The following is a 25380-nucleotide window of genomic DNA, read 5'->3' as shown; positions in this document are numbered from 1 at the left end:
GCAGGCGGGCTTGAACTTCAGGTGTTCTTTGGCTCGAAATAATCCGGTCGTCCAGGGGGCCACGGGTCACCCCAGAGCTGCTCGCCGCCATCGACCGTCAATACCTCGCCGGTAATGAACTTGGCGCCCGGCGAGGCGAGATAGACGACAGCCTCAGCGATGTCATGGGCATCGCCGACACGCAACATCGGATTTGCGCCAGGATAGGTCTTGAGACCTTCGGGCGGATATTGCACGAAGCCGCTCGTTTCGCAGACGCCCGGTGCGACGCAGTTGACACGGATGCGATGCGGTGCCCATTCGACGGCCACCGATTTTGACAGGTAGGCAACGCCGGCGCGTGCTGCGCATGTGTGCGCGATGCCTGGCATTCCGCGCCATATGTCGGCGATAATGTTCACGATCGAGCCGGGGGTCTTTCTATCGACCCACTGCCGCGCGGCGCTTTGCATCATGTACCAGGTGCCGTTGAGATTGGTGTCGATGACGGCGTTCCATCCCTTGACCTTGAAGTCGAGGGCCATTTGCGGAAACTGGCCGCCGGCATTGTTCACGAGAAGGTCGAGTGCGCCGAATTTATCCCAGACCGCTTCAATAAAACCGTCGACCTGATCCGAAACGCGTATGGTCAGGGGCCGACTGAAGACCTGCGCGCCGATGCTTTCCAGAAGAGGAACCGTCGCGGCAAGTTTTTCTTCGTTGCGCCCGCATATGGCGACGTTCGCGCCCAGTCGCGCCAGAAGACAGGCGATCGCCTTGCCGAAACCGCTTCCGCCGCCGGAAACGACGACCGTTTTCCCCGAAAAAAAGATCGGCGCGATAAACCGTGGGCAGTGCTTTCAGTTCTTCATCGGAAAATCCGAAGTGAGTCTTGTGGACTTCCATGTGCGTCTTCCTCGAATGTTTTCGGTCACGCGACCGTTTGGTTTTCCCCGCTTCGTATGGGTTCTTCGATCCCGATTCCGCTGAACAGCATCAGGCACATATGGTCGGCTATCGTCTGAATGGACGTCCTGCCGGGCTGGTACCATTCGACCGACCAGTTAAGGGCGCCCATCAGCAGCATGCGTACGAGGCCGAGATCGACGTCGCTGCGCAATGCGCCCGATTTCTGCGCCTTGGTGAGAATGCGCCGCCAGAGTTCGGCATAGGCGTCGCGCTGCCTGATGTGATGCTGTTGCACCTCTTCGGGGACCTGTCCGAAAATGCGGATATTGGCGGATGTGTAATCGTCATGCTTCAGAAGTGTGGTGAGATGCGCCTCGACGGCGACGCGAATTCGGTCGCGGTGCGATGAATCCGCAGGCAGACGTTCCTGGCTCTCCTCGACGGCTTCGTGAACCCGCCTCATGCCTATGTCGAGAACTTCCTCGAGGAGTTCGTCCTTCGAACCGAAATGGTAATAGAGGCTGCCCGCCTGCATGCCGGCGGCTCTCGCGATTTCGATCAGGGTCGTCGCCGCGTAGCCTTTTTGCCGAAACATCTTGGCGGCGGCGTCCAGTATTCTCGCGCGGCTGATGTCGGATTTGCTTTGCTCGCTCGTCACAAACGCCCCCTCGCCGCCTGTTTGGCGGTGCCGACCGTAAATCTAATGTACGTTCGAAACATGTTGCACCTCCCTCGAAAATCGAACTAGTATTAGAAAAAGTGTGCCGCCATTGCTATGGCAAAGTTAAAAATGTGTCTGAAGCGGTGCAGCGAGGGAGGCGACTAACATGCGAGGACTCGATCAGAAGCCGGTCATCGTTACCGGCGGCGCAAGCGGTATCGGAAAGGCGATTGGGCTCAGGCTTGGCGAAGAGAGTGCCAGGGTCGCCATTTTCGACATGAACGAGAAGGGTGCCGAGGCCGCCGCCGCCGAAATTCGCCAGAAGGGTGGAGAGGCTTGGGCCTATAAGGTCGACATCACCGACTATGCGGCAGTGGCGCGGGCAGTCGATGCGTTCGAAAAGGCGGCCGGTCAGGTTTATGGACTGGTGAACAATGCCGGTTGGGACGAGGCGAAGCCTTTTATCCAGACAGAGCCTGATTTCTGGAAAAAGGTGATCGACATCAATCTTTACGGGCCGCTCAATCTCACTCATGTCGTTGCGCGTCGGCTTGCCGAGCAGGGTGCCGGTCGGGTCGTCAGCATTTCGTCGGATGCGGGCCGTGTGGGTTCGTCTGGCGAGGCCGTCTATTCCGCGGCCAAGGGCGGCGTCATCGCCTTCATGAAGACGATGGCGCGCGAGTTCGCCCGGAAGGGCGTCACCTTCAATACGATCTGTCCGGGGCCGACGGACACGCCGCTGCTCGCCTCCGTGGATGCGTCGGGCGGCGGACGTCTGACCGAAGCGCTCACCAAGGCGATCCCGATGCGCCGCCTGGCGCAACCGGACGATTATCCGGGCATGGTCGCATTCTTTCTGAGCGACGATGCAAGTTTCATTACCGGCCAGACGATCAGCGTCTCGGGCGGTCTCTCAATGCACGGTTGACGGGGGATTTTCATGGACTACGAAGACATTCTGTATGATGAGAAAAATGGCGTTGCGACCATCACCATCAATCGTCCGAAGGTCTATAACGCGTTCCGCCCCCGCACCTGCGTCGAACTGATCGACGCTTTTCTGAAGGCGGGCTGGAGCGAGGAGATCGGTGCGATCGTGCTGACTGGCGCGGGCAACAAGGCGTTTTGCACCGGCGGCGATCAATCGGATCATGACGGTTCCTATGGCGACGGCGAGACGCGCGGAACCATCGGCATGCCGGTCGAGGAACTGCACACGGTCATTCGCGACGTGCCCAAGCCGGTGATCGCGAAGGTGCGGGGCTACGCCATCGGCGGCGGCAATGTGCTGGCGACGTTGTGCGACATGACGATTGCGGGCGAGAGCGCAATCTTCGGCCAGGTGGGTCCCAAGATGGGCTCCGTCGATCCCGGCTTCGGCACCGCCTATCTCGCCCGCGTGGTCGGGGAGAAGAAGGCGCGCGAAATCTGGTACATGTGCCGGCGTTATCCGGCGCGCGAGGCGCTGGCGATGGGTCTCGCCAATGCGGTCGTTCCCGACGACAAGCTGGATGAGGAAGTGGATGCCTGGTGCGCCGAGCTTGTCGAGCGTAGCCCGACGGCGATTGCGATTGCCAAGAAATCGTTCAACGCCGACAGCGATAATATTCGCGGCATTGGCGGTCTTGGCATGCAGGCGCTCCGCCTCTACTACAACTCGGCGGAGTCGAAAGAGGGCGTCAACGCGCTCAATGAAAAGCGTAAGCCGGAATTCCGCAAGCATATGAAGTAGGTGGTATCTTGGACTTTGCCTTTACGTCCGACCAGGGAGCCATTCGAGATACCGCCGCACGATTTGCGCGCGAGCGGCTCGCGCCCGCCTACAAGGTGCGCGAAGCCGCCGGAGCGATCGATCGACAGCTCGTCCGGGATATGGGTGAGCTTGGCCTCGTCGGCGCCGATTTGCCCGAAAAATTCGGGGCGCCGGGACTCGATAGCGTTACGACCGGCATTATTATCGAGGAAATATCACGCGGCGACATTAGTGTCGGTTATGTCCAGCTCCTGGCTTCGCTGATGGGATCGATCGTCGCCGCGCATGCAAGGCCTGAAGTCGCCGATGAAATCGTTCCGAAGATTTGCTCGGGCGAGGCGATCGTCGCGCTCGGTCTGACGGAGCCGCGAGGCGGCTCCGACGCAGCGCATCTGCAGACGAAAGCGCGCGCCGATGGCGACGGCTACGTCCTGTCGGGCGAGAAAACCTCGATCTCGATGGCCGAGCAGGCTGATTACATTCTTGTGCTCGCGCGCACGGATGAAAGCAATCCGGGCGCTGGCGGTGTGTCGGCTTTTCTGGTGCCGCTCGACGCGCCGGGTATCACCTGTTCGAGCTTCGATGATGTAGGTTCGAAAGCGGTCGGCCGCGGTTCGGTATTCTTCGACAATGTTAAGGTGTCGTCGCGCTACATGGTCGGCCCGGAGGGCGAAGGTTTCCGGAAGGTCATGCAGGGGTTCGATTATTCCCGCGCGCTGATCGGCCTGCAATGTCTGGCTCCCGCCTTCGCATCGCTGGAAGAGACCTGGAAGTATGTGACGGAGCGCGTTGCCTTCGGCAATCCGCTGGCCAAATATCAGGGTGTCACGGAACCGCTGGCCGAAGCCCAGACGCTGCTCGAGGCGGCGCGTCTGCTTTGCTACAAGACGCTTTGGCTCCGCGACAATGATTTGCCGCATACCGCCGAAGCCGCGATGTGCAAATGGTGGGCACCCAAGACGGCTTTCCAGGTCATCCACCATTGCCTGCTCACGCACGGACATGGCGGTTACAGCACTGATCTGCCTCATCAGCAGAGATTGCGCGACGTGATGGGGCTTCAGATCGGCGACGGCACCGAGCAAATCCAGAAGATGATCATTTCGCGCGAGAAAGTCGGCCGGGTGGCCGTGCCTTATGCGTGAGGGAGGCGATATGACGAGCGCCCCGGAAGCCCCGGTCCAGACCGAGATGCGAGACGGCGTCGGAATCGTGGCGCTCAACAGGCCTGACAAGTTCAATTGCCTCTCGTCGGTTGTCATGGCCGGTCTCGACGAGGCTCTCGCAATGTTCGAGGGAGACAGGAAGGTTCGTGCCGTTCTGTTGCTTGCGCGTGGCAAGCACTTCTGCACCGGTGCCGATCTTGACGAGGTCCTCGACGCTCGCAGGGAGCGGGGTCGGCTGGAAGCGTTTATCACGGGCGGTCATCGCGTCCTGCGCCGTCTTGAGGTCTCGCCTCTGCCGATTGTCGCCGCGGTGAACGGTCTGTGTCTTGCGGGCGGGCTGGAATTGATGATGGCATGTGACGTGGTTTTTGCGGGGCAGTCGGCGCAGATGGGATGCCAGCATGCCCGCTACGGGCTCGTGCCGGGTTGGGGCGGCACGCAGCGTCTCGCGCGCATCGTCGGTTCGCGGCGTGCCCTTGATCTGATGTTCAGCGGCCGCTGGCTCAAGGCAGACGAGGCGCTGGCCTGGGGGCTTGTGAATCATATCGCTGACGACAGCGCGCTTGCCGGCATGGCGGAAGCCTATTGTGCCGACCTCGCCAAAAAGAATCCGGGCGGTCTTGCCGCCATGAAACAGCTTTGCAGAAACGGACTCGACGGATCGCTTCAGGAAGGTCTGGATATGGAACGGAGCGCAGTCGTGGACGCGCTGATGGGCGAAAATGTTTCGGAAGGTCTGGCGGCGTTCCGGGAGCGCCGGGAGCCATTATTCCGCTGACGGATAATCAAGGGACCTGTTCGGGAGAAGTGCGATCATGAAACACGAAGCCCAGGTCGAGCAGTTGCGGAAGATCTTCGGCTATCTCGACGCGGGTGAGACCGCGATGGGCGATGCCGTGTATCGTCATCATGTCAGTGACTACACCAGTCCGGATCAGGCTGGCCGAGAACGGGAGATGCTGTTCCGGCATGAGCCACTCCTGATCGGATTGAGCTGCGAATTGCCCAATCCCGGCGACTATGTAACCGACGATTTTTCGGGCGTTCCGATCCTGGTGGTGCGGAATGAAGCGGGGCAGGTCAATGCCTTCATCAATGTCTGCCGCCACCGTGGCGCGCGCGTTGCGTCGGGCTGCGGCAGCGGCAAGACCGTGTTCAGTTGTCCCTATCACGCATGGACCTACGACCGGAGCGGCAGGCTGAGGTCGATACCGTTCGAGCAGGGCTTCGAGAGCGTCGACAAGACGAGCAACGGCTTGCGGCCTCTGCCGGTGGTGGAGAAATACGGCATGATCTGGGTCATGCCGACGCCCGGCGGGTTGATCGACATCGACGGCCACCTTGCGGGGATGGCGGACGATCTCGTCGCGTTCGGCCTTGCGAGTTACAGCCACTACGAGACACGCGTGCTCCGGGCCCGCCTCAACTGGAAGCTCGTGATCGACACGTTTCTCGAAACCTACCATCTGAGCACACTTCACAAGAATACGATCGCGCCGATCCTGCACTCGAACCTCGGCACGTTCGACGGCATGGCACGAAATCTGCGCATGATTGGCGCCCGCAAGACGATCGACGCGTTGCGCCAGAGGCCGGAAAGCGAGTGGGATCTGGTCCGCCACTCCGCGCTTGTATACGTGCTCTTTCCGAATACGGTCTTCATCATGCAGGGCGATCATCTGGAGACGTGGAGGGTTTATCCGGGCGACAGCGTGGATGAATCAAAAATGCACGTCTCTCTCTATACGCCCGAACCCGCCGTGACCGACAAGGCCAGGAAGTACTGGGCCAAGAACATGGACTTGCTGATGGCGACCGTGCAGCAGGAAGATTTTCCGCTGGCGGAAAATATCCAGCGTGATTTTCACTCGGGTGCACAAGATTTTGTGACTTTCGGCGCCAACGAGCCGGCTCTTGCATACTTCCACCGGTCGATAAAAAAGACGCTGGGGATCGACACCGCGTGAAGCGGAATTGAACAAAAAGGAGATTCCCATGCATGTCGGCATGAGCACGTTCTTTCAGAACCTCGCTGGCGGTTATACCGACCAGGAGGTCTACGCCCATGAAATTGCGATGGCCGGCATGGCCGAGCCGCTTGGCTTCGATTCCATATGGGCGGCCATGTGCCCGAACGTGGCGCAGTTCCTCACCTATATGGCTGGCCGCACCAAGAGGGTCGGGGTTGGCTCAATGGTGGTTGCGCCGGTGAATATTCGTCCACAAACGAGGATAAGATCATGAGCGGCATGAACGTAGCCGAACGCGTCCAGTCCTTGGACGATCCATATGCCATTCCGCTCGACAAACTCAATGTCAGCGATCCGGAGCTCTTCAGGTCCAATCGGATGTGGCCGTATTTCGAAAGGCTGCGTCGCGAGGATCCCGTGCATTATTGTGCGGAAAGCGCTTATGGACCTTTCTGGTCCGTGACAAAATACAAGGACATCATGCATGTCGAGACCAATCATGGCGTCTATTCGTCCGACGTCGAGCAGGGGGGAATTACGATTCGCGACAATAATGCGGGTCTGAAGCTTCCGATGTTCATCGCAATGGACCCTCCGAAGCACGACGCGCAGCGGAAGGTGGTGAGCCCGATCGTCGCTCCGGCCAATTTGGCCAAACTCGAAGGCACGATCCGCGAGCGCGCCGGCAAGATTCTCGATTCGCTTCCGGTGAACGAGACGTTCAACTGGGTCGATCGCGTGTCGATTGAGCTGACGACGCAGATGCTCGCCACCCTGTTCGACTTCCCTTGGGAAGAGCGCCGGAAACTCACCCGCTGGTCCGACGTCGCAACCTCGGAGGAAGCCTTCAAGACACCGGAAGGCGAGGCGGCTCGCGAGGCAGAGCTTCTCGAATGCGCCGCCTATTTTACCGAGTTGTGGAATCAGCGCGTGAACGCAACTGAACCGGGCGGCGATCTCATCACCATGCTGGCCCAGGGTGAGTCCACCAGGAACATGAGTCCGGCGGAGTATTTGGGAAATGTCATTCTGCTGATCGTCGGCGGTAACGACACGACCCGCAATTCGCTCACCGGCGGCTTGCTCGCGTTCCACGAGAACCCGGATCAGTACAGGAAGCTGCGCGAAAATCCGGCGCTCGTTGAAACCATGATACCGGAAATCATCCGCTGGCAGACGCCGCTCACCCACATGCGCCGCACCGCGCTACAGGATACCGAGTTGGCCGGCAAGCGGATCAAGAAGGGTGACAGGGTTGTCATGTGGTACGTCTCGGGCAACCGGGACGAGGAGGCCATCGACGAGCCGAACCGTTTCATCATCGATCGTGCAAGGCCGCGTCAGCATCTCTCCTTCGGCTTCGGCATTCATCGCTGCGTCGGCAACCGCTTGGCGGAAATGCAACTCCGCATTGCCTGGGAAGAAATCCTGAAGCGCTGGCCCGACAAGCCGATCGAAGTGGTCGGCGAACCAAAGCGGGTCTTTTCCAACTTCATCAAGGGCTATGAGGCCTTGCCGGTAAGAATCCCGGGCTGAACCTGGAGGAGGCGGGTGGAAAACTTCCACCCGCCACATAAGATCGAAGGAGGTCGAAGGCAGCGCGGCGCGTGGCCCGCCGTCATTTTTTTCCGAATGAGGCGACCCGTTCGCGCGCGTCGTAGCAGGCACCGGGGCTATGCGCGAGTTCGTAGGCCAGCCCCGCCTGGGCGGTCATGCCGTCGGTCGCGCCCAGCAGACTTTTGTTGACCTGATTGCTGTAGGTTGAATTGGCGGCGATACGCTGAGCAAGGTCGTTTGTCGCCTGTTCCAGTTCGACATCGTCGACACAAATGTCGACCAGCCCCATACGCTCCGCCGCCTCCGCCGCGAAAATATCGGAGGTAAACATCATCTGCTTGGCCTTCGACAGCCCGACGCGACGCGGTAGTCTTTGCGTCATGCCCCAGAGCGGGCTCAGTCCCCACTTGCTATGCGTGTCGCCGAACCTGGCGGAGCGCGCGGCGATGATGATGTCTGCCGCGAGCGCAAGCTCCAATCCGCCAGTATAGCAATGCCCGCGGATGCAGGCGACGACCGGTTGCGGCAGTTCGGCCAGCGCCTGAATGGTCTTCGCCTGGAAATGCGGCTCCGGCGGGCGCTCGCCCTTCTGGATGTCCTTCAGATCGTGGCCGGCTGAAAAAGCCTTGCCCGCGCCCGTGATGATGACGCATGCCACCTCGTGAACCTGTCCACGAAGCGCATCCACATGCCTGCGCAATTCCTCGAACAGCGGGACATTGAGCGCGTTCAAGGTTTCCGGACGGTTGAGCGTCAGCGTACAAATACGCCCGCTGTCCTTGCGAAGAACCAGATTCGACATCGGCTTTCTCCCTTCCTCTTCTCGATCTTAATTTGTCTGGCTTGTCTTCATCTGTCGAAGACGTACAGGCGTGAATGAATACGTCCGGGCTGGGGCTACGATGCGCTCGCGGCAGGTGCCATTCGCGTCAGAAAATCCAGAACGGCGCTTGTAAATATGTCGTTCTTGTCGCCCGCTACCATATGGCCCGCATTTGCGACATCGATAAACTCGGAATGAGGAACGATCTCGGCGAATTGCCGCGCCGCTTCGACCGTCACGAGGTCGCTGTCGCGGCCGCGGACAAGGAGCGTCGGTATTTTCAGGGAACGTGCCGCCATTTGGAGGCGTTCGGGTTCGCGGCTGCCTTGCGGCTTTTGCGCGCCGGTGACGAAACGCGGATCCCAATGCCAGTAGTAGCGACCATTTTCCCTGAGGCGAAGGTTCTTCGCCAGTCCGCTCAGATTTTTGGGACGAGTCCGGCTGGGCATGTAGCGCGAGATCGTATCGGCTGCTTCCTCAAGCGAGGCGAAGCCCTCTTCCACATTCGATGACATGAATCCGAGGATTTTTTGAACACCCTCCATGTCCATCTGAGGGGTGATGTCGACGAGGACCAGCGCCGCAAATCCGCGCCGTCCGGCCTTTGCGTATTCTCCCTGCGCGATCATGCCCGCGATGCCGCCCAGAGATGCGCCAACCAGGACCGGAGGCACGGAGAAGCCGTCCGCGATGTCGAGGAGATCCTCCGCGAAACGCTCCATTCTGTAGTCTCCGTCCGGAGACCAGTCGCTTTCGCCGTGCCCGCGCAAATCGACGGCGAGGGTGTAGTATCCGTTTTGTCCCAACCTTTTACCGCAGGCTTGCCAAGCATGGCGTGTCTGTCCGCCGCCATGGGCGAGCATGACCGGACGCCCATGGTCGGGGCCGAATGCGTCCGCCGCAATTTTGAGATTTTGGACAAGGGTGAACAAGGTCCGGTTTTCTGACATCAAACGCCTTTTTCCAATGTTCTTCGTATGTGTATTAAGAGCCGGAATTCATTATGATAAATTGATGGGATGTTGCAAACACGGACGATGGTATTGTAGTCGGGTTCGCCCAACCGTTCCCTGATGGGGGGGCGATTGGTCTTGAAAACGAAGAATGCAGGTATCCGAATGAAAGCGAGCGTGTCCGTTTCGCGAGTTGGCCGATTTCCGAAAGGGTCCGGCAAGCGTGCCCTCACAGTTGCGAGGCAGATTGTCGAGGACATTGAGCAGCAAGGTGCCGAGGTCGGAGATCGCTTGCCACCGGAACAGGAGATGCTCTTACGGTATGGCGTGGCCCGCGCGACTTTGCGGGAGGCGCTCAGGTTTCTGGAACTGCAGGGCATCATTTTTCTGCGGCCCGGCCCCGGCGGCGGGCCGGTTGTTCAGGAGCCTCGACCGAAAGATTTTGCCAGTACAATGGCGTTGCTGCTGCAGTTTCTCGGCACCACATTCCGTTCGCTGATTGAAGTGAGGCAAGCGGTCGGCCCGACCATGGCGGCGCTTGCGGCGGAGCGTGCGTCCGATGAGGATATCGACAAGCTGAATACCTCATTAGCCACTTTGAAGACGCTGTCCGTATCTTGCGACTCCTATGCGGAGGAGAACAGGCGTTTCCACGACGTGCTTGCATGGGCGTCTGGCAATCCCTTGATCGGATTTCTGATCAGTTCGCTTCACAACATTACGAATGCGTCGGAAGTCGGCATAACTTACACGGAAGGTGAGCGTGATTATCAGATCAAGGCGTACGGACGGCTTCTCAAGGCGATTGAAGATCGCAATCCGGACCTCGCCTTCACCGAAATGTCCCGGTTCATAAGCCGATCCGACAAGTATCTGGAATCTCGTCATCCCGACATCATGTCCAAGATCGTGCGTTGGCAGGATGTGGACGACCTGAGCGTGCCGCGGGTTCCCCGACGGAAACGCTAGGCGAGTGCTAGCGATTTCGATGTCGTTTTTTGCGGCACTTGCGTCGGTCCTTGGGCGTCGCTAATTTATGATCATAAATAACGCGGCCGATGAAGTCGCCCATGGGAGGTTAGCTATGACTCTGCATAGCCGAGTATGTGATATTCTGGAAATCAAATACCCGATTTTGCTGGCCGGTATGGGCGGCGCGAGCGTTCCACGGCTTGCGGCGGCGGTATCGAATGCGGGTGGCCTCGGTGTGCTTGGCGCGGCTGCTTGTTCTCCCGATCAGCTGCGGGAATGGATTCGGGAAACGCGATCGTTGACGGACAAACCATTTGGTGTAGACACCCTGCTGCCAGCCTCAGTGCGCAGGGAAGCCTACAAAGGCAAGGCGGGTCCGTCTCCGATGGATCTGCTGCCTGAGTACCAAAAATTCGCGCAAGATTTTCTGAAGAAGGAAAACATACCGCCGCTGAAATCCAGGGCGCGGGAATCCGAGGAAGCTCACCGGTCGTCCAAATCGAGCGCGTCGTTGTTTTCGAAAGAATTCTTCGAAGCGCAAATGGAAGTCGTTGTTGAGGAACGGGTTCCTGTCTATGCGGCGGGTCTCGGCAATCCGGGACCCTGGCTTGATCGGCTCCACGCCAACGGCACCAAGGTGATGGCAGTCGTCGGCGCCGTAAAGCATGCCCTGCAGGTGGTCAATTCCGGCATCGATCTGATCGTTGCGCAAGGTCATGACGGGGGCGGGCATAACTCGCCCGTCGGAACGATGGCGCTCATCCCGCAGGTTGTCGATGCGGTTGCGGGTCGCATTCCCGTGCTCGGCGCGGGCGGCATTTCCGACGGGCGCGGGATCGCGGCTGCAATGATGCTCGGCGCCGAAGGTGCCTGGATCGGTACGGCGTTTCTCGCGACCGACGAGGCGGGCATCGAGGACTTCCAGAAGGAAGCGATTGTCGAGTCGGGTGACGGTGACACACTTGTTTCTCGAACGGTCACCGGAAAGCCGGCCCGGATCATTCGCAACAAGTGGTCCGAGGCTTTTGTCGAGGCGGGTCTGGAGCCGTTGCCCATGCCGTTCCAGCCTATGGTAGCGATGCCGGTTCTGGCGGCGGCGGCGGCGGTAAAGCGGAAAGACATCGCTCCCGGTTTCGCAGGGCAGGGCATGGGCCTCATTCACAAGGTAAAGCCGGCTGCAGAAGTCATGGCCGATCTCGTGAAAAGCGCCGAGAGCTCGTTGAGCAGCGCAAACGCCTATCTGTAAGCCTCGGCTGCGCGCCCTGGGGATCATTTATTGAAGGTTCGGAGAAAACGAAATGACAATTGTTGCAAAACTGCCGGAGTTCAACCAGGAGATCGCAGAGGGCTTCATAAACGCCAGCAATTCAATGAAAGGGTTGCCCGAATTTCTGGGGGTCCGCATCACGCATATCGAGCCGGGCAAGCTCACTGCCGAGATGGAAGTTTCCGACCGGCTGTTGACGCCGATCGGAAACATGCATGGTGGGGTGCTGGCTGCGATGTGCGACCATGTTCTCGGCTGCGTTTGCTATCCGCATATGCGGAAAGGACAGTGGGCGGCCACGACGGAATTCAAGCTCAATCTGCTGGCGCCGGTATCGTCGGGCAAGGTGGTAGCAGTGGCCGAATTGATCGCGATGACAAAATCGACTGCGGTGGTTCGTATAGATGTGACGAACGAGGGCCGCGCCTGTTGTGCGGCCCAAGGCACCGTTCTCATTCGCGATCCAAAGCCCGCTTAGGCAACGCAGCCCCCCTCCCGGCGCTGCGAGGAAGATTGCTCGGCGACCGAATATGGTTTCGATGAGGTAAATTCCGGAACGACACCCACCGTTTCGTGGCTGGGATATGAAGGGAAGCTGTTTCCATGAGTTCGCTACAATCCGGCCAGACGCAAAAAAATGACGATGCCGAGATATTCGATGCCCTCATTGTCGGAGCGGGATTCAATGGTATTTATCAGCTTCACCGCTTGCGGCAAGAAGGTTTCAAAGTGCGCCTGTTTGAGGCCGGTGCCGACATGGGGGGCATCTGGTACTGGAACTGCTATCCTGGCGCGCGGGTCGATTCTCATGTCCCGATTTATGAATTTTCGATCGAGGAATTATGGCGCGACTGGAACTGGACCGAGAGGTTTCCGGCTTGGGACGAGCTGCGCCGCTACTTCCACTACGTCGACAAAAAACTCGATCTCAGCCGTGACATAAGATTTGGCACGTGCGTCAGCGCGGCAGAATTCGACGAAGCGCGCGATCAATGGGTCATCCGCACGACCGATGGCGCCGTCGTGCGCGCCCGGTTCTTTATCCTTTGCACAGGTTTTGCGTCGAAACCCTTTATTCCGAACTACAAGGGTCTTGAAAGCTTCGCGGGAGAATCATCTCACACGGGATTGTGGCCCCAGGAAGGCGCCAGTTTCACGGGCAAGCGGGTTGGCGTCGTGGGAACCGGAGCGAGCGGCGTTCAGGTGGTACAGGAAGCCAGCAAGGATGCGGCACATCTGACGGTGTTCCAGCGCACGCCGATCCTCGCTCTGCCGATGCAGCAGCGCAAGCTCGATGTCGAGACGCAGCAGCGGATGAAGGCCGATTATCCGGAGATATTCCGTGTACGGCGGGAGACGTTTGGCGGATTCGACATCCTGAGGGACGAAAGGTCCGCGCTGGAAGTGCCGCCGGAAGAGCGCTGCGCGCTTTATGAAAGGCTTTGGCAGAAAGGCGGCTTCCACTACTGGATTGGTGGATTTTCCGACATCCTGACGAATGAGGAAGCAAATCGTACCATGTACGATTTCTGGCGCGACAAGACCCGCGCCCGGATCAAGGATCCGGCATTGGCCGACAAACTCGCGCCGATGGAGCCGCCACATCCCTTCGGCGTCAAGCGGCCTTCGCTGGAGCAGTGGTATTACGAAGTGTTCAATCAGGACAACGTCAGCCTGATCGATGTGCGCGAGACGCCCATCGCGGAAATAGTTCCCGAAGGTGTGCGCACGGCGGATGGTCTGGTTGAACTCGATATGCTTGTTCTGGCGACGGGATTCGACGCCGTGACCGGCGGGTTGACACAGATCGATATACGCGGGACGGGCGGTGTGACGCTCAAGGAAAGATGGACCGAAGGCGCGCGTACTTATCTCGGTTTCGCGACGTCGGGATTCCCGAACATGCTTTTTCTTTACGGTCCGCAGAGTCCTTCCGGATTCTGCAACGGCCCGACATGTGCCGAATTGCAGGGTGAGTGGGTCGTCGGTTGCCTCAAACATATGCGCGAGAATAACAAGCGGCGGATCGAGGCGACCGCTCAGGCGGAGGAAGAATGGACGCAGTTCCTGAACGCCATCGCCGACATGACGCTCTTTCCCCGGGCCGATTCCTGGTACATGGGTGCCAACGTTCCCGGGAAACCGCGGCAGCTTCTGAATTTCCCCGGCGTGCCCATGTATATGGACCGGTGCAATACCGCTGCGGCCAAGGATTATGAGGGATTCGTCCTGGATTGATGTATCTGCGGCAGCCTCGCTGCCGGTTTTTGGGGGCGCCTGCGGGACAAAAGCGTTTGACGCTGAATCGTCCATATGATTTATTATAATGAATTGTACGAAAGATTGCATGCGCCATGACGGGGGGATGCCGCGTAGCTGTCGATCGGGAGGACGGAGAGATGACGACCGACACATTGACTAGAGATCCGGCTTCGACGGTCCCGCTTTCTCAGATGGATGTCAGCGATCCAAAGCTCTTTCAAAGCGACACGATCGGGAGCTACTTCACACGGCTGCGGCGGGAAGACCCCGTCCATTATTGCCCCGAGAGCGCCTATGGCCCTTACTGGTCGGTAACGAAATTCAACGACATCATGCAGGTCGAAGTGAACCACCAGACGTTCTCCTCGGAGGCTAAACTTGGTGGTATCACCCTGCAGGACATGCAAAGCGGCGAAGCGTCGCTTGAACTTGAGATGTTCATTGCGATGGATCCGCCCAAGCATGACGCTCAGCGCAAGGCAGTCAGTCCGGCTGTCGCCCCGTCCAACCTTGTTCTGCTGGAGCCCATCATCCGCGAGCGCGCGGGGCTTATTCTCGATTCGCTTCCCGTCGGCGAGGAGATCGACTGGGTTGACCGGGTTTCCATCGAGCTTACGACGATGACGCTGGCGACACTGTTCGACTTCCCCTGGGAGGAGCGGCGCAAGCTCACTCGCTGGTCGGATGTTGCGACCGCGACGCCGGAGACGGGCGTGGTTTCTTCGTTTGAGCAGCGCCGCGAGGAGCTCCTCGAATGTGCGCAATACTTCAAGGGCCTTTGGGACAAGCGGGCCAACGAGCCGCCGAAGCCCGATCTGATCTCGATGATGGTGCATTCGCCCGCGACGCGGGACATGCCGTATCTCGAATTTCTGGGCAACCTGATTCTCCTGATCGTCGGCGGTAACGACACCACGCGCAATTCCATCAGCGGCGGGGTGCTCGCCCTTAATCAGAACCCGGCCGAATACCGCAAGCTCATGGCCGATCCAGGCCTCATCCCGAAAATGATCCCCGAGATCATCCGCTGGCAGACGCCGCTGACGCATATGCGTCGGACGGCACTCATGGACGCCGAAATCGGTGGCAAGAAGATCAGAAAGGGCGACAAAGTCGTTATGTGGTACCTCTCGGGAAACCGGGACGACGAGGTAATTGACCGCCCGAACGAGTTCATTATCGACCGCCCGAATTCCCGTCACCATCTTTCCTTCGGTTTCGGCGTCCATCGCTGCATGGGGAACCGCGTGGCGGAGTTGCAGTTGCGCATCATCTGGGAAGAAATCCTGAAGCGTTTCAGCAAGGTGGAGGTCGTCGGCGCGCCCGAGAGAACGCTGTCCAACTTCATCCGCGGGTTCACCCGTCTGCCGGTGAAGCTGCGCGGGCATTAGTTCGCGACGGAGCGGCGCCCCCGATTCATCGCGAAAACGAACGCTCCACTCGCCGTTTCATCCAGCATGATCGAAAAGAGAAAAATATGCCCACAGTCATTTTCATCGAGCCGGACGGCGCTGAATATCCTATCGCGGTCAAGAGTGGCACGACTGCGAGGGACGCCGCGGTCAACAACGGTGTGCCGGGCATCGACGGCGATTGCGGGGGCGAATGCGCCTGCGCGACCTGCCATGTGCATGTCGATGCCGCGTGGATGTCCCGGGCCGGCATGGCCGAGCCGGGCGGCATGGAAGCCAACTTGCTACAATTTGCCGAAGGTTCGACGGAAAACAGCCGCCTTGCTTGCCAGATCACAATGACCGACGATCTCGACGGTCTCATGTTGAGAATACCCGACGGTCAGCACTAGTCGCAGTCGGCGTGCGGATTTCGAGGTTCCTCCCCCGATCCTCCCCTTGAAAGACGGGCGTCGACTGCCCCTTGGGTCGAGATAGATCTCCTCCGACCCAAACCTCGTCTTCGTGCTGATCCCGAAAGTCGGCAGCGTTGGGACGCTGAATCAACCGAAATCATTTGCCTTCGACGGCGCCGCTCTTCCCGGGTGTCAGCATAACAGCGCTGTCGTCATCTTTTCCGGCCTGCGAAGTTCGTTTATTTCGTGAGGGTTCGATCTTGCGGGCCATGCGTTCGATCTTGAGCGAGGAGAGGCGCTCGCCATCGCTGCACTGTCCCGGCAATTTCCAGACCGGCTCATCGAGCATGCATCCCTGTGATCGGAGAGATGCATCGGCGCATCCGGCTTTCCACGCCGCCAGATCGCCGTTACCAAGGCATCGACGACAAGCCGGGTCGTCGCCTGGTTTTCAGATCAGACCGCCACGAGGCTTCCAGAAGCGGACGCGTCAAGCCACCTTGCGTTTGCTGCTCTTTCTCAGGGCCGGTATGACGTGTCTGGCAAACGAACGCATGCTTTCGGCTGCTTCCTCGTAGCTCATGCCACCGAAAAGGAAGCAGGGATTGATGTCGAATTCGCCCAGAAGCGATTTGCGATATTCGAACTTCTCGACGATTTCCTTGGGCGTCCCCCAGGCCGTGACATCGAGGTAGGTCTTGGCCATTCCATCCTTGCCGAGCGCGCGAATGGCGTCGACGGCCTGGGCGTAGGACTCGTAGCCCTTGGCGTTCTTAAAATGCTCGCCGGCCAGTTCATAGTGATCGAGTACCGAAAGCAGATAGTTGGTCACATATTTCTGTCCCAACTCCTTCGCGCGAGCAGGATCGGTGTCGCAATAGGTGAAGTCGCATATCATGATCGGCGGTGCGTCTTCGCCATGCTGCGCCTTGTACGCAGCCTTGTATTCCTTGACGGCCTCGGCCTGAGCTTCCCACGGCTTTTGAGCAAAGATCACCATCCGCGCGCCAGCCTTCGCGCACTGAAGAACGGATTCCGGCGACATGGCGACCTGATAGATGCGCCCCTTGAAGGAGCCGCGCGGATTGGGACGGATTTCTATCCGCTTCTGCGGATAGAAGGGGCCGCTTCCTTCGATGAAGCCGGTCTCGAGAGCGTCTATAATCATCGGGCTTGCTTCATCGAAGCGTTGGCGGGCTTCGTCCATGTTCACGCCCATGCCGTCATATTCCTTGCGCGCCAGACCGCGCCCCATCCCGAAGAGCGTTCGGCCTTGGCAAAGGTGATCCAGCAGGACGACCTTTTCCGCGATCCGAACGGGCACATTCCAGGGAAGGATGACAGCGCCGGTGCCCAACTTGATGCGTTTGGTGCGCGCCGCCATGTAACTCAGGAACTGGGTGTTGTCGGGACAAAACGAATAGTCCTCGAAATGATGCTCGACGGGCCACAATGCGTCAAAGCCGAGTTCTTCCGCCAAAAGCCCGAGACGGATCTCCTCGTCATAGACCTGGCCGTCGGTTACACCAGAGTTGGCTCTGTCGAAATTCTGAAAAACCATCTGAATGCCGAACTGCATCGGAACGTCTCCCCGTGGTAATGATTTCGGTTTCTTGCTTCAACGGCCCTTATAGTTTGGCTTGCGCTTCTCCATGAATGCCTTGGGCCCCTCGCGGGCATCCTCGGTCTTGAACACGGGGGCTGCGAAGCGCGACTCCATACCCATCGCCTCGCTCTCGGGGCGTCCCAGACATTCGCGGGCGGATTTGCGAATCGCCTGAACGGCGATCGGCCCATTCGCGGCGATCTTCTCCGCGAGTTCGAATGCTGCGTCGAGCACCTGCTTCTGGGGGACGACACGATTCAGGAATCCCAGATCGTAGGCCTCCTGCGCGCTGATCAGGTCGCCGGTGAGCAGCAGTTCCATCGCCCTTGCATAAGGTATCTGGCGCGGAAGACGCACCGTTGAGCCGCCGCCCGGAAAAATCGCCCATTTGACCTCCTGCACGCCGAGCTTTGCCGTATCCGCGGCGATACGCATGTCGGTTCCTTGTGCCAGCTCCATCCCGCCTGCGACGGCAAAGCCGTTGATCGCGGCGATGACCGGCTTTGTCACATCGAATGTGCGCAACAAGCCGTTGGCCAGGATATTCGGATCATCCAGAATTTTCTGGTCCCATTCGTTTTGCGGTTTGCGTGCGCCACTTATGAGCGGGATGAGCTGCCCGAGATCCGCGCCTGAACAAAACGCCTTGTCTCCGGCGCCGGTGACGATGGCGACGCGGATATTCGCGTCATCGCGCACTTCTTTCCAATGACCGGCAAGCCGGACCAACATTTCCGGACTGAACGAGTTACGTGCTTCCGGGCGGTTGAGCGTGATCAGCGCGATATGACCCCTTTTTTCGAGCAGGGCCGGTTCCATCGTCATGTTCGCGTCTCCCTTGAATAACAGATATGTGTTTTTGATTGCATGAATGTAATTTATCTGGACTCGGGTTGTGCCGCCAGCGAAGATTTATGATCAGAAATTGTCAAATTAAAAGAGTCGCGACCTTGAAACCAAATGCGACGCTGGGAGAGAGACAATGATCAAGAAACCCATATCCGCGGATTCGCACATCACCGAACCGCCGCATTGCTATGTTGATTACATTGATCCCAAATTCCGCGATCGCGCGCCGCGCATTCAGCGGATCGACAAGATTGGCGACGCTTTCATCGTCGAGGGTATGGGGTCTCCAGTTCCGATGGGGCTGGTGGCCGCCGCCGGCAAGGATCCGGCGGAGATCACGACAGACGGCGTCGCCTTCGAAGACCTGTGGAAGAGCGGCTGGGACGCCAAGTTCCGCGTTGCGGACCAGGAGAAGGACGGCGTTGCGGCCGAATTCATCTATCCGACGGTCGGAATGGTGATCTGCAACCATCCCGACTTCGACTACAAGAAAGCCTGCTTCGAGGCTTATAATCGTTGGTTGCAGGAATACTGCGCCGAGGCACCCGACCGTCTTTACGGTCTTGCGCAGGTTTCCATGCGATCGCCGGAAGATGGCGTTGCGGAAATCAGGCATGCGAAGGAGATGGGCTTCAAGGGTGTGATGATGCCCGGAAACCCCGCCGTCGAGGATTATGATTCAACTGTATACGACAAGGTCTGGGCGACCGCTGTCGAGTGCGACATGCCGCTCTCGTTCCACATCCTGACCGGCAAATCGGACAGTCTTTCAGGGCAGGTCCGGGGTCCGCGTATCAACGGCTTCCTGTCGATTATCCGTGGCTGCCAGGACGTGATGGGCACCTTCATATTCGGCGGTGTCTTCGATCGCTTCCCCGACCTAAAAGTTGTCTGCGTCGAGGCCGATGCGGGCTGGGTTCCGCACTACATGTATCGCATGGACCATGCCTACAAGCGTCATCGCTACTGGATGAAGGCGCCGCCGCTCAAGCGGATGCCGAGCGACTATTTCAACGACAACATCTATGTGACGTTCCAGGATGACTGGGTTGCCTTCAGGATGAAGGATATGTGCAATGTTCGCCGCCTGATGTGGGCGAACGATTTCCCGCATTCGGATTCGACCTGGCCCTGGTCACAGGCAATGCTGGAAGAGCACACGAAAAATCTGAGCGAGCAGGAACGCAACTGGATATGCCACGACAACGTCGCTGAACTCTACAAGCTCGCCGTTTGACGATCCGTATACTGATGTCAAGGCGCGGGCTTTTTCGATTCACGGGGAGGACGTTTTCATGGACTACGATCTGAAGATCGTGGGTGGATTCATTGTCGACGGCACCGGCTCTCCGGGCTATGCCGGAGACATCGGTATTCGCGACGGCAAAGTTGTGGCTATGGGGCAGGCCCCCGCCGGGGCGAGGACGACTATCGACGCCCGGGGGCAGGTCGTTGCCCCCGGCGTCGTCGATATACATACGCATTACGATGCCCAGCTTCTGTGGGACAGGAAGCTGTCGATCTCGCCGTGGCACGGTGTGACGACGGTCGTGGTAGGCAATTGCGGGTTCGGCATTGCGCCGACGCGCAAGGAGCACCGCGGTCTTATTTTGCGGACACTCGAAAATGTCGAGGGCATGAGCGTCAAGGCGCTGGAGGCCGGTCTCGGCGACGAATGGGGGTTCGAGACGTTTCCCGAATATCTCGACGTCGTGGAAAAGAAGGGTACGTTGATCAACGTGGCCGTTCTTCTGGGGCATACGCCGCTTCGCCTCTATGCCCTCGGGCCTGAATCCACCGAAAGGGCGGCGCGGCCGGAGGAGGTCGGGCATATGAAAAGCCTGATGCGCGAGGGCCTCGAAGCGGGCGCACTCGGTTATGCGACATCGAAATCGCCGACGCATGTAGGCTACGAGGGCAGGCCGGTTCCAAGCCGACTGGCGGCGTTCAGCGAGATACGGGAGATTGCGTCGGCGCTGGGCGAGGCGGGCGAAGGCGTGATACAGGCGACTGTCGGCAAGGAACTGTCATTTGATGAATTCGCGGAATTGAACCGCGTTTCCGGTCGCCATGTCAGTTGGACGGCGTTGCTGGGCGGTGGCGGGGTGCTGAATGTCGGCTCCGCAGCCGAGCAGTTGGCGCGCTCAAACGAACTTCAGTCGGCTGGTTACGCGGTGTTTCCGCAGGTCACCTGCAGGCCGCTCAATTTTGAATTTCGATTCGATCAGCCGTTTCTGTTCCAGAGCATGCCGGTCTTCGCGCCGGTGAACAAAGCCGACCGCGCGGAAAAACTGAAGCTTTACGCCGACAACTCTTTCCGGGCGGGATTCCGGGATGCGATGCGTGGTCCGATCCTCAATGCATGGGACAAGGCGGTCATCGCTTATTGTCCGGATCGGCCGGAATTCGCGGAACGGCTGGTGCGTGACGTCGCAGCGGAACTCGGATGCAACTCGATCGATCTTGCGTTGGATCTCTCGATTCAAAGCGATCTGCAGACACGGTTCCGCCTGCCTGTCGCAAACGCCGACGAAGACGAAGTGGCAGCGTTGCTGCGCGATTCCTGCACGGTGCTCGGCCTCTCGGACGCAGGCGCGCATGCGAGCCAACTCTGCGATGCATGTTTTTCCACGCATCTTCTCGGAAGATGGGTCCGTGAAAAGCGCGTTTTGACGCTGGAGGAGGCGGTCCGGATGCTGACATCGCGGCCCGCCGAGGTGTTCGGCATCAAGGATCGCGGTCGCCTCGCTGTGGGAATGCCCGCCGATGTCCTGATCTTCGACGCCGAAACGGTTGGCGCAAGCTCCCTTCGCAGGGTCTATGACCTGCCTGCTGGCGAAGACCGGCTGATTTCCGATGCCTCGGGCATTTCGGCCGTCGTCGTCAACGGGACATTGATCCGGCGCAATGGCGTCGACGTGTTGGGCGCCGAAGGTCGTTTGCCGGGCCGTCTGCTGCGCCATGGCGCAGCAGCCTGAGGAGGGCGTGAAGAATGAGTCTTGAGGAACTTGCTGTCGTTCGTCAGCTGCTTGCGGGCCTTGTGACAGGGGAGGCTCGTTCTCTTGAGGATTTTCGTACCTCGTATGACGAGGCTGGCAAGGCGTTCGGTCTTCCCGAAGGCGTGACGGTCACGCCGGTTTCCGCCGGCGGGGTTCCCGGCGAATGGCTGGCGCCGGCTGCCGGTGCCGGCAAGCGGGTTTTGCTCTATCTGCATGGAGGAGGCTATGCGCTTGGTTCTCTCGACTCGCATCGCCATCTTGCGGCGCACACAGCTCTTGCCCTGAATGGCCGGGTTCTGCTGATCGACTACAGGCGGTCTCCAGAGCATCCATTTCCGGCGGCGGTCGATGATGCGCTTGCTGCTTATCGCTGGTTGACCGAGACGGGCGTCGACCCGGCGAAGCTCGCTGTGGCGGGGGATTCAGCCGGCGGCGGCCTGACGGTCGCCGTGCTTCTGGCGGCGCGCGATGCCGGTCTCAGACTTCCGGCTGCGGCCGTTTGTATTTCGCCGTGGGCCAATCTTGAAAATAAAGGTGCCTCTTATGGCGCGAAAGCGAATGTGGACCCGATGGTGCGCCATGCCGATCTTGAGCTGTGGACGGCGGCCTATCTGGGAACTTCAACCCCGCGCAGGGCGCCTCTGGCATCGCCCGTATACGCCGATCTCAATGGATTGCCGCCATTCCTGATTCAGGTAGGCAGTTCGGAGGTTTTGCTCTCGGATAGCCACTTATTGGCCGATAGATTGAAAGAGGCCGGCGTATCCGTCGATCTCCATGTCTGGCCGGAGATGATTCATGTCTGGCACTGGTTTGCGCCGGTCTTGAGCGAAGGCCGCGCGGCGATCGACGAGATGGCCAGCTTCCTGGATACAAAGCTCGGATGATTATGGCGCTGTATCGTCGTCGATTTCAAGTTGGTCCTCGTCGTCTACAGTCTCCTTAAAGCCTTGCCCGTTTTGTGAGATGTGCTCGGCGATAGCGTTTTTCAGTAACGCCGTGAACGGTTGTTTACGATTGCGAAAATACTCGTTGGGAGCGGCTATCCCGATCGCGACCGAGCGTCCGGACGGGCCAATCGGAATGGGCATCGACAGCATGGTCGCTCCCGGCGTCACGAGATCGCTGTAAAGCGCAAGGCCGCGTTTTCTGATTCTTTGCAGTTCGTTTTCGATCTCCTGCATCGATTCCCGCCGCTCCGGCATGGCGGCAAGGGCATCATGAATCAGACGTCTCGCTTCGGGCAACGGAAGTTCGCTCAGCAGAACGCGGCCAATCGTCGAAAAAGCGAGCATTCGCTTGGTGCTTGGCTTGACATGGAAGCGGATGGGCGACGTACCTTGAATCACCTTCACATATTGAGCATAAGCACCTAGACGCGCGGCGAGGATGATCGTGCATCCCGTATCGGCCGAAAGCCGTCTCATAAGGCGCTGGACATTCCGGATCGGTAACGCCTCGGCTTCCACCCAGTTTCCCAGCAGAGATATCCGGATGCTTGGAAAAAAAGTTTTGCCCCGGTCGTCGTGCTCCAGATAGCCGAGGCTCACGAGGCTTTTCAGAAGGGCGGCGGTGCTGGAATGAGGATAACTCAGCGCCTGCGCTACGTCTTGAATCGTCACCGGGCGTCTTACTTCGTCGAAATACTCGAAAATCTCCAGAACACGGGTCGCGGATTTTACCGTTGCAGCCGAGGGCTGTTCGGATTTGAGGACATTAGCGTTCATGGCGACAACTCTGATTTATATGGTCTCTTCCGCGCCTCGTTTTTCGTTTGCTTCCTCAGAGAGAGAGCGCGAGGCGCATGCCATCTTCGATCGCCCTCACAGCATCGAGTTGTTGAGGCTTGTCGACACCGCCGATTGCGTGAACGGGTTTGCCCAGGGACCGCGCCAATGACAACGCATCGTCCGCCGATTCCTGTCCGGCGCAGACGACAATCGTGTCGACTTTCAACGTCTGCGGCTTGCCGCCTGCCTCGATGTGGAGCCCGGCATCGTCGATCTTCCGATAGGTTACATCGCCGGTCATCGTAACGCCGCGGAACATCACCTCCAGAAAATTCGCCCATCCCCTGGTCTTGCTCAGGCTGGCACCGAAGCTGGCACGCGGCTTGCGCTGGAGAAGATGAATCTTGCGCGATGAAGACCATTGATGATTGGCCGGCAGCAAAGCGCCTGGCTGCGTATAGCTCAAGTCGATTCCCCACTCGGAGGAAAATCCCTCGACATCGGGATGCGACGGATCGTGCGGGCCGTGCGGATGAGACAGGAGCGTCGCCACGTCGAAGCCTATGCCGCCGGCACCGACAATGGCAACCTCGGCACCGACGCGTGCGGTGTCCGTGATTGCCTCTACATAGGTCATAACCGATGGGTGATCCGCACCTGGAACGTCGAGATGGCGCGGGCGAACGCCGGTTGCGACGACGATTTCGTCAAATCCCCCGCTCTCCAGGTCGGCGAGTGAAGCCGGTCGGCCGCAACGGACCTCGACGCCCAGTTCGTCGAGCCGGTTCCTGAAATAGCGGATAGTCTCGGCATAATCCTCCTTGCCGGGAATCCGCCGTGCCAGATTGAATTGACCGCCGATATCGATGTCGGCTTCGAATAGCGCAACCTTGTGGCCACGTTCGGCCGCCGTTACCGCGCAGGCAAGACCCGCCGGGCCGCCGCCAAGGACCGCAATGCATTTTCCTCGGGTCGCTGGTACAATCTTGAATTCGACTTCCCGGCATGCCGCAGGGTTGACCATGCAGGTCGTCAGCCGTCCGGTGAAGGCGTTGTCGAGGCAGGCCTGATTGCAACCGATGCAAGTATTGATTTTCGACGATGCGCCCGATGCCGCTTTCGCAACAAAATCGGGATCGGCCAATAGTGGACGCGCGAGCGAAACCATGTCGGCTTGTCCGTCTGCAATCAGTTGCTCCGCTTGCTCCGGCGTATTGATCCGGTTGGACGCGACCACGGGTATCGCGACTTCCGCCTTGAGCCGCTTGATCGCCCAGGTGAAAGCTCCGCGCGGCACCATATGAGCGATCGTCGGCACACGCGATTCATGCCAGCCTATGCCGGTATTGAGGATGTTTGCTCCGCTTGCCTCGACATCTTTTGCGAGGGCGGCGACGTCCGGCCAGGAATTGCCCCCCTCGACAAGATCGAGAACGGATATCCGGTAAGCGATAATGAAGTCCGGTCCGCAACGCTTGCGGACACGCCCGACGACCTCAACCGGTAAGCGACGCCGGTTCTCCGCCGAACCGCCCCAGCCATCTGTACGCTGATTTGTACGCGCTGCGGTGAACTGATTGAGAAAATAGCCCTCCGAACCCATGACTTCAACGCCGTCATATCCGGCTTCGCGTGCGAGTGCCGCAGCGGTGCCAAAATCCTCGATGGTCTGGAGGATTTCATCTTCGCCCAGGGCGCGGGGCGTAAGCGGATTGATGCGGGACCTGACTGCGGAGGGAGCCACCAGTTCGGCATGCCGACCGTAGCGCCCCGCATGCAGGAGCTGGAGAACGATCTTTCCGCCCTCATCGTGGACAGCGCGTGTGATCACACGATGACTCTCAACGAGGTCCTCGGTCATGACCGACGCGCGCTCTGCAAGCCTTCCCGCCCTGTTCGGCGAGATGCCGCCGGTAACAAGAATTCCGACGCCGCCCTTTGCGCGTCGTGCGAAGAATTTGGCCTGTCGCTCGAAACCGTCCTGCATCTCCTCGAGGCCGGTGTGCATCGATCCCATCAACACGCGGTTTCTGAGCGCAGTAAACCCGAGATCGAGCGGGGCAAGCAGATGAACAAATGTATCTGGCGTTTTTTTCACTTCGACCAATTTCCGTCCG

24 protein-coding genes and 1 pseudogene are annotated in these 25380 nt (G+C 59.2%); 16 read left to right on the top strand and 9 right to left on the bottom strand.

The window, feature by feature from the left end; translation table 11 throughout:
• Nucleotides 1–17 precede the first annotated feature (17 nt).
• Nucleotides 18–740, bottom strand: coding sequence for an SDR family oxidoreductase (locus ACOQOT_RS13595; protein ID WP_420561954.1), 723 nt, complete (start codon nt 738–740; stop codon nt 18–20).
• A 170-nt stretch (nt 741–910) separates the two neighbouring features.
• Nucleotides 911–1546 carry a TetR/AcrR family transcriptional regulator gene (locus ACOQOT_RS13590; RefSeq protein ID WP_339614440.1) on the bottom strand — a complete coding sequence of 212 codons (636 nt, stop codon included), beginning with the start codon at nt 1544–1546 and terminating at the stop codon, nt 911–913.
• Nucleotides 1547–1715: 169 nt separating this feature from the next.
• On the opposite strand from ACOQOT_RS13590, the gene ACOQOT_RS13585 reads away from it, so the two are divergent.
• From ACOQOT_RS13585 to ACOQOT_RS13555, 7 genes are read left to right on the top strand one after another with little or no spacing between them, the layout of a single operon-like run.
• Complete coding sequence (locus ACOQOT_RS13585; protein WP_339834733.1) at nt 1716–2477, top strand: SDR family NAD(P)-dependent oxidoreductase; 762 nt, start codon at nt 1716–1718, stop codon at nt 2475–2477.
• 12 nt (nt 2478–2489) lie between these two features.
• The gene (locus tag ACOQOT_RS13580; RefSeq protein WP_012110682.1) at nt 2490–3281 is read left to right on the top strand and encodes an enoyl-CoA hydratase-related protein; all 792 of its coding nucleotides are present in this window, start codon (nt 2490–2492) and stop codon (nt 3279–3281) included.
• An 8-nt stretch (nt 3282–3289) separates the two neighbouring features.
• Nucleotides 3290–4447 (top strand): acyl-CoA dehydrogenase family protein, encoded by a 1158-nt coding sequence (locus ACOQOT_RS13575; RefSeq protein WP_420559744.1) that lies wholly within the window; start codon nt 3290–3292, stop codon nt 4445–4447.
• Nucleotides 4448–4457: 10 nt separating this feature from the next.
• On the top strand, nt 4458–5246 hold the full coding sequence (locus ACOQOT_RS13570; protein ID WP_348326485.1) for an enoyl-CoA hydratase/isomerase family protein: 789 nt from the start codon (nt 4458–4460) through the stop codon (nt 5244–5246).
• 37 nt (nt 5247–5283) lie between these two features.
• Nucleotides 5284–6435 carry an aromatic ring-hydroxylating oxygenase subunit alpha gene (locus ACOQOT_RS13565; RefSeq protein ID WP_293325494.1) on the top strand — a complete coding sequence of 384 codons (1152 nt, stop codon included), beginning with the start codon at nt 5284–5286 and terminating at the stop codon, nt 6433–6435.
• 28 nt (nt 6436–6463) lie between these two features.
• Nucleotides 6464–6712 carry an LLM class flavin-dependent oxidoreductase gene (locus tag ACOQOT_RS13560; RefSeq protein WP_293325497.1) on the top strand — a complete coding sequence of 83 codons (249 nt, stop codon included), beginning with the start codon at nt 6464–6466 and terminating at the stop codon, nt 6710–6712.
• Entirely contained in the window at nt 6709–7974 is a 1266-nt protein-coding gene (locus tag ACOQOT_RS13555) for a cytochrome P450 (protein ID WP_420559743.1), read from the top strand. The genes ACOQOT_RS13560 and ACOQOT_RS13555 overlap by 4 nt, the downstream gene beginning before the upstream one ends.
• Nucleotides 7975–8056: 82 nt before the next feature.
• Here ACOQOT_RS13555 and ACOQOT_RS13550 read toward each other — a convergent pair whose 3' ends face one another.
• Both ACOQOT_RS13550 and ACOQOT_RS13545 read right to left on the bottom strand, forming a co-directional pair.
• A complete protein-coding gene (locus ACOQOT_RS13550; protein WP_293217725.1) occupies nt 8057–8797 on the bottom strand; it encodes an enoyl-CoA hydratase/isomerase family protein in 741 nt (246 codons plus the stop codon).
• A 95-nt stretch (nt 8798–8892) separates the two neighbouring features.
• The gene (locus ACOQOT_RS13545) at nt 8893–9768 is read right to left on the bottom strand and encodes an alpha/beta fold hydrolase (protein ID WP_420559742.1); all 876 of its coding nucleotides are present in this window, start codon (nt 9766–9768) and stop codon (nt 8893–8895) included.
• 141 nt (nt 9769–9909) lie between these two features.
• Between ACOQOT_RS13545 and ACOQOT_RS13540 the strand changes: the two genes are divergently transcribed.
• The 6 genes from ACOQOT_RS13540 (at nt 9910) to ACOQOT_RS13515 (ending at nt 16076) form a co-directional block, all read left to right on the top strand.
• A complete protein-coding gene (locus ACOQOT_RS13540; RefSeq protein ID WP_420559741.1) occupies nt 9910–10740 on the top strand; it encodes a FadR/GntR family transcriptional regulator in 831 nt (276 codons plus the stop codon).
• 115 nt (nt 10741–10855) lie between these two features.
• A complete protein-coding gene (locus tag ACOQOT_RS13535) occupies nt 10856–11989 on the top strand; it encodes an NAD(P)H-dependent flavin oxidoreductase (RefSeq protein WP_420559740.1) in 1134 nt (377 codons plus the stop codon).
• Between the two features lie 52 nt (nt 11990–12041).
• Complete coding sequence (locus tag ACOQOT_RS13530) at nt 12042–12488, top strand: PaaI family thioesterase (RefSeq protein ID WP_167090833.1); 447 nt, start codon at nt 12042–12044, stop codon at nt 12486–12488.
• Between the two features lie 125 nt (nt 12489–12613).
• Nucleotides 12614–14248 (top strand): flavin-containing monooxygenase, encoded by a 1635-nt coding sequence (locus ACOQOT_RS13525; RefSeq protein WP_420559739.1) that lies wholly within the window; start codon nt 12614–12616, stop codon nt 14246–14248.
• Between the two features lie 161 nt (nt 14249–14409).
• Entirely contained in the window at nt 14410–15663 is a 1254-nt protein-coding gene (locus tag ACOQOT_RS13520) for a cytochrome P450 (RefSeq protein WP_293217708.1), read from the top strand.
• A gap of 86 nt (nt 15664–15749) precedes the next feature.
• A complete protein-coding gene (locus ACOQOT_RS13515) occupies nt 15750–16076 on the top strand; it encodes a 2Fe-2S iron-sulfur cluster-binding protein (RefSeq protein WP_045448706.1) in 327 nt (108 codons plus the stop codon).
• Between the two features lie 241 nt (nt 16077–16317).
• Here the strand turns inward: ACOQOT_RS13515 and ACOQOT_RS13510 are convergent.
• The 3 genes and pseudogenes from ACOQOT_RS13510 to ACOQOT_RS13500 form a co-directional block, all read right to left on the bottom strand.
• Nucleotides 16318–16520, bottom strand: a pseudogene (locus ACOQOT_RS13510) (IS3 family transposase); the annotation flags it as partial.
• Nucleotides 16521–16569: 49 nt separating this feature from the next.
• On the bottom strand, nt 16570–17658 hold the full coding sequence (locus ACOQOT_RS13505; RefSeq protein ID WP_045448710.1) for an LLM class flavin-dependent oxidoreductase: 1089 nt from the start codon (nt 17656–17658) through the stop codon (nt 16570–16572).
• A gap of 39 nt (nt 17659–17697) precedes the next feature.
• On the bottom strand, nt 17698–18510 hold the full coding sequence (locus tag ACOQOT_RS13500; RefSeq protein WP_293217699.1) for an enoyl-CoA hydratase-related protein: 813 nt from the start codon (nt 18508–18510) through the stop codon (nt 17698–17700).
• A gap of 157 nt (nt 18511–18667) precedes the next feature.
• Here ACOQOT_RS13500 and ACOQOT_RS13495 point away from each other — a divergent pair, with 157 nt between their 5' ends.
• From ACOQOT_RS13495 to ACOQOT_RS13485, 3 genes are read left to right on the top strand one after another with little or no spacing between them, the layout of a single operon-like run.
• Nucleotides 18668–19771, top strand: a complete 1104-nt coding sequence (locus ACOQOT_RS13495; RefSeq protein WP_293217696.1) for an amidohydrolase family protein — start codon at nt 18668–18670, stop codon at nt 19769–19771.
• A gap of 58 nt (nt 19772–19829) precedes the next feature.
• A complete protein-coding gene (locus tag ACOQOT_RS13490) occupies nt 19830–21512 on the top strand; it encodes an N-acyl-D-amino-acid deacylase family protein (protein ID WP_420559738.1) in 1683 nt (560 codons plus the stop codon).
• A gap of 14 nt (nt 21513–21526) precedes the next feature.
• Nucleotides 21527–22420 carry an alpha/beta hydrolase gene (locus ACOQOT_RS13485; protein WP_293217689.1) on the top strand — a complete coding sequence of 298 codons (894 nt, stop codon included), beginning with the start codon at nt 21527–21529 and terminating at the stop codon, nt 22418–22420.
• On the opposite strand, the gene ACOQOT_RS13480 is transcribed toward ACOQOT_RS13485, so the two are convergent.
• Nucleotides 22421–23260, bottom strand: a complete 840-nt coding sequence (locus tag ACOQOT_RS13480) for an IclR family transcriptional regulator (protein WP_420559737.1) — start codon at nt 23258–23260, stop codon at nt 22421–22423. It abuts the gene before it with no gap.
• A 55-nt stretch (nt 23261–23315) separates the two neighbouring features.
• On the bottom strand, nt 23316–25361 hold the full coding sequence (locus tag ACOQOT_RS13475; RefSeq protein ID WP_293323283.1) for an NADPH-dependent 2,4-dienoyl-CoA reductase: 2046 nt from the start codon (nt 25359–25361) through the stop codon (nt 23316–23318).
• Between the last annotated feature and the right edge of the window lie 19 nt (nt 25362–25380).

The organism is Tepidicaulis sp. (assembly GCF_965222285.1).
Classification (GTDB): domain Bacteria; phylum Pseudomonadota; class Alphaproteobacteria; order Parvibaculales; family Parvibaculaceae; genus Tepidicaulis.
This window is presented reverse-complemented; position numbering and strand designations above follow the sequence as displayed.

Coding starts and splice junctions, on each gene's coding strand:
- ACOQOT_RS13585 (WP_339834733.1), top strand. CDS start 1,716: ATGCGAGGACTCGATCAGAAGCCGGTCATCGTTACCGGCGGCGCAAGC.
- ACOQOT_RS13580 (WP_012110682.1), top strand. CDS start 2,490: ATGGACTACGAAGACATTCTGTATGATGAGAAAAATGGCGTTGCGACC.
- ACOQOT_RS13570 (WP_348326485.1), top strand. CDS start 4,458: ATGACGAGCGCCCCGGAAGCCCCGGTCCAGACCGAGATGCGAGACGGC.
- ACOQOT_RS13565 (WP_293325494.1), top strand. CDS start 5,284: ATGAAACACGAAGCCCAGGTCGAGCAGTTGCGGAAGATCTTCGGCTAT.
- ACOQOT_RS13560 (WP_293325497.1), top strand. CDS start 6,464: ATGCATGTCGGCATGAGCACGTTCTTTCAGAACCTCGCTGGCGGTTAT.
- ACOQOT_RS13555 (WP_420559743.1), top strand. CDS start 6,709: ATGAGCGGCATGAACGTAGCCGAACGCGTCCAGTCCTTGGACGATCCA.
- ACOQOT_RS13550 (WP_293217725.1), bottom strand. CDS start 8,797: ATGTCGAATCTGGTTCTTCGCAAGGACAGCGGGCGTATTTGTACGCTG.
- ACOQOT_RS13545 (WP_420559742.1), bottom strand. CDS start 9,768: ATGTCAGAAAACCGGACCTTGTTCACCCTTGTCCAAAATCTCAAAATT.
- ACOQOT_RS13535 (WP_420559740.1), top strand. CDS start 10,856: ATGACTCTGCATAGCCGAGTATGTGATATTCTGGAAATCAAATACCCG.
- ACOQOT_RS13530 (WP_167090833.1), top strand. CDS start 12,042: ATGACAATTGTTGCAAAACTGCCGGAGTTCAACCAGGAGATCGCAGAG.
- ACOQOT_RS13525 (WP_420559739.1), top strand. CDS start 12,614: ATGAGTTCGCTACAATCCGGCCAGACGCAAAAAAATGACGATGCCGAG.
- ACOQOT_RS13520 (WP_293217708.1), top strand. CDS start 14,410: ATGACGACCGACACATTGACTAGAGATCCGGCTTCGACGGTCCCGCTT.
- ACOQOT_RS13515 (WP_045448706.1), top strand. CDS start 15,750: ATGCCCACAGTCATTTTCATCGAGCCGGACGGCGCTGAATATCCTATC.
- ACOQOT_RS13505 (WP_045448710.1), bottom strand. CDS start 17,658: ATGCAGTTCGGCATTCAGATGGTTTTTCAGAATTTCGACAGAGCCAAC.
- ACOQOT_RS13500 (WP_293217699.1), bottom strand. CDS start 18,510: ATGACGATGGAACCGGCCCTGCTCGAAAAAAGGGGTCATATCGCGCTG.
- ACOQOT_RS13495 (WP_293217696.1), top strand. CDS start 18,668: ATGATCAAGAAACCCATATCCGCGGATTCGCACATCACCGAACCGCCG.
- ACOQOT_RS13490 (WP_420559738.1), top strand. CDS start 19,830: ATGGACTACGATCTGAAGATCGTGGGTGGATTCATTGTCGACGGCACC.
- ACOQOT_RS13485 (WP_293217689.1), top strand. CDS start 21,527: ATGAGTCTTGAGGAACTTGCTGTCGTTCGTCAGCTGCTTGCGGGCCTT.
- ACOQOT_RS13480 (WP_420559737.1), bottom strand. CDS start 23,260: ATGAACGCTAATGTCCTCAAATCCGAACAGCCCTCGGCTGCAACGGTA.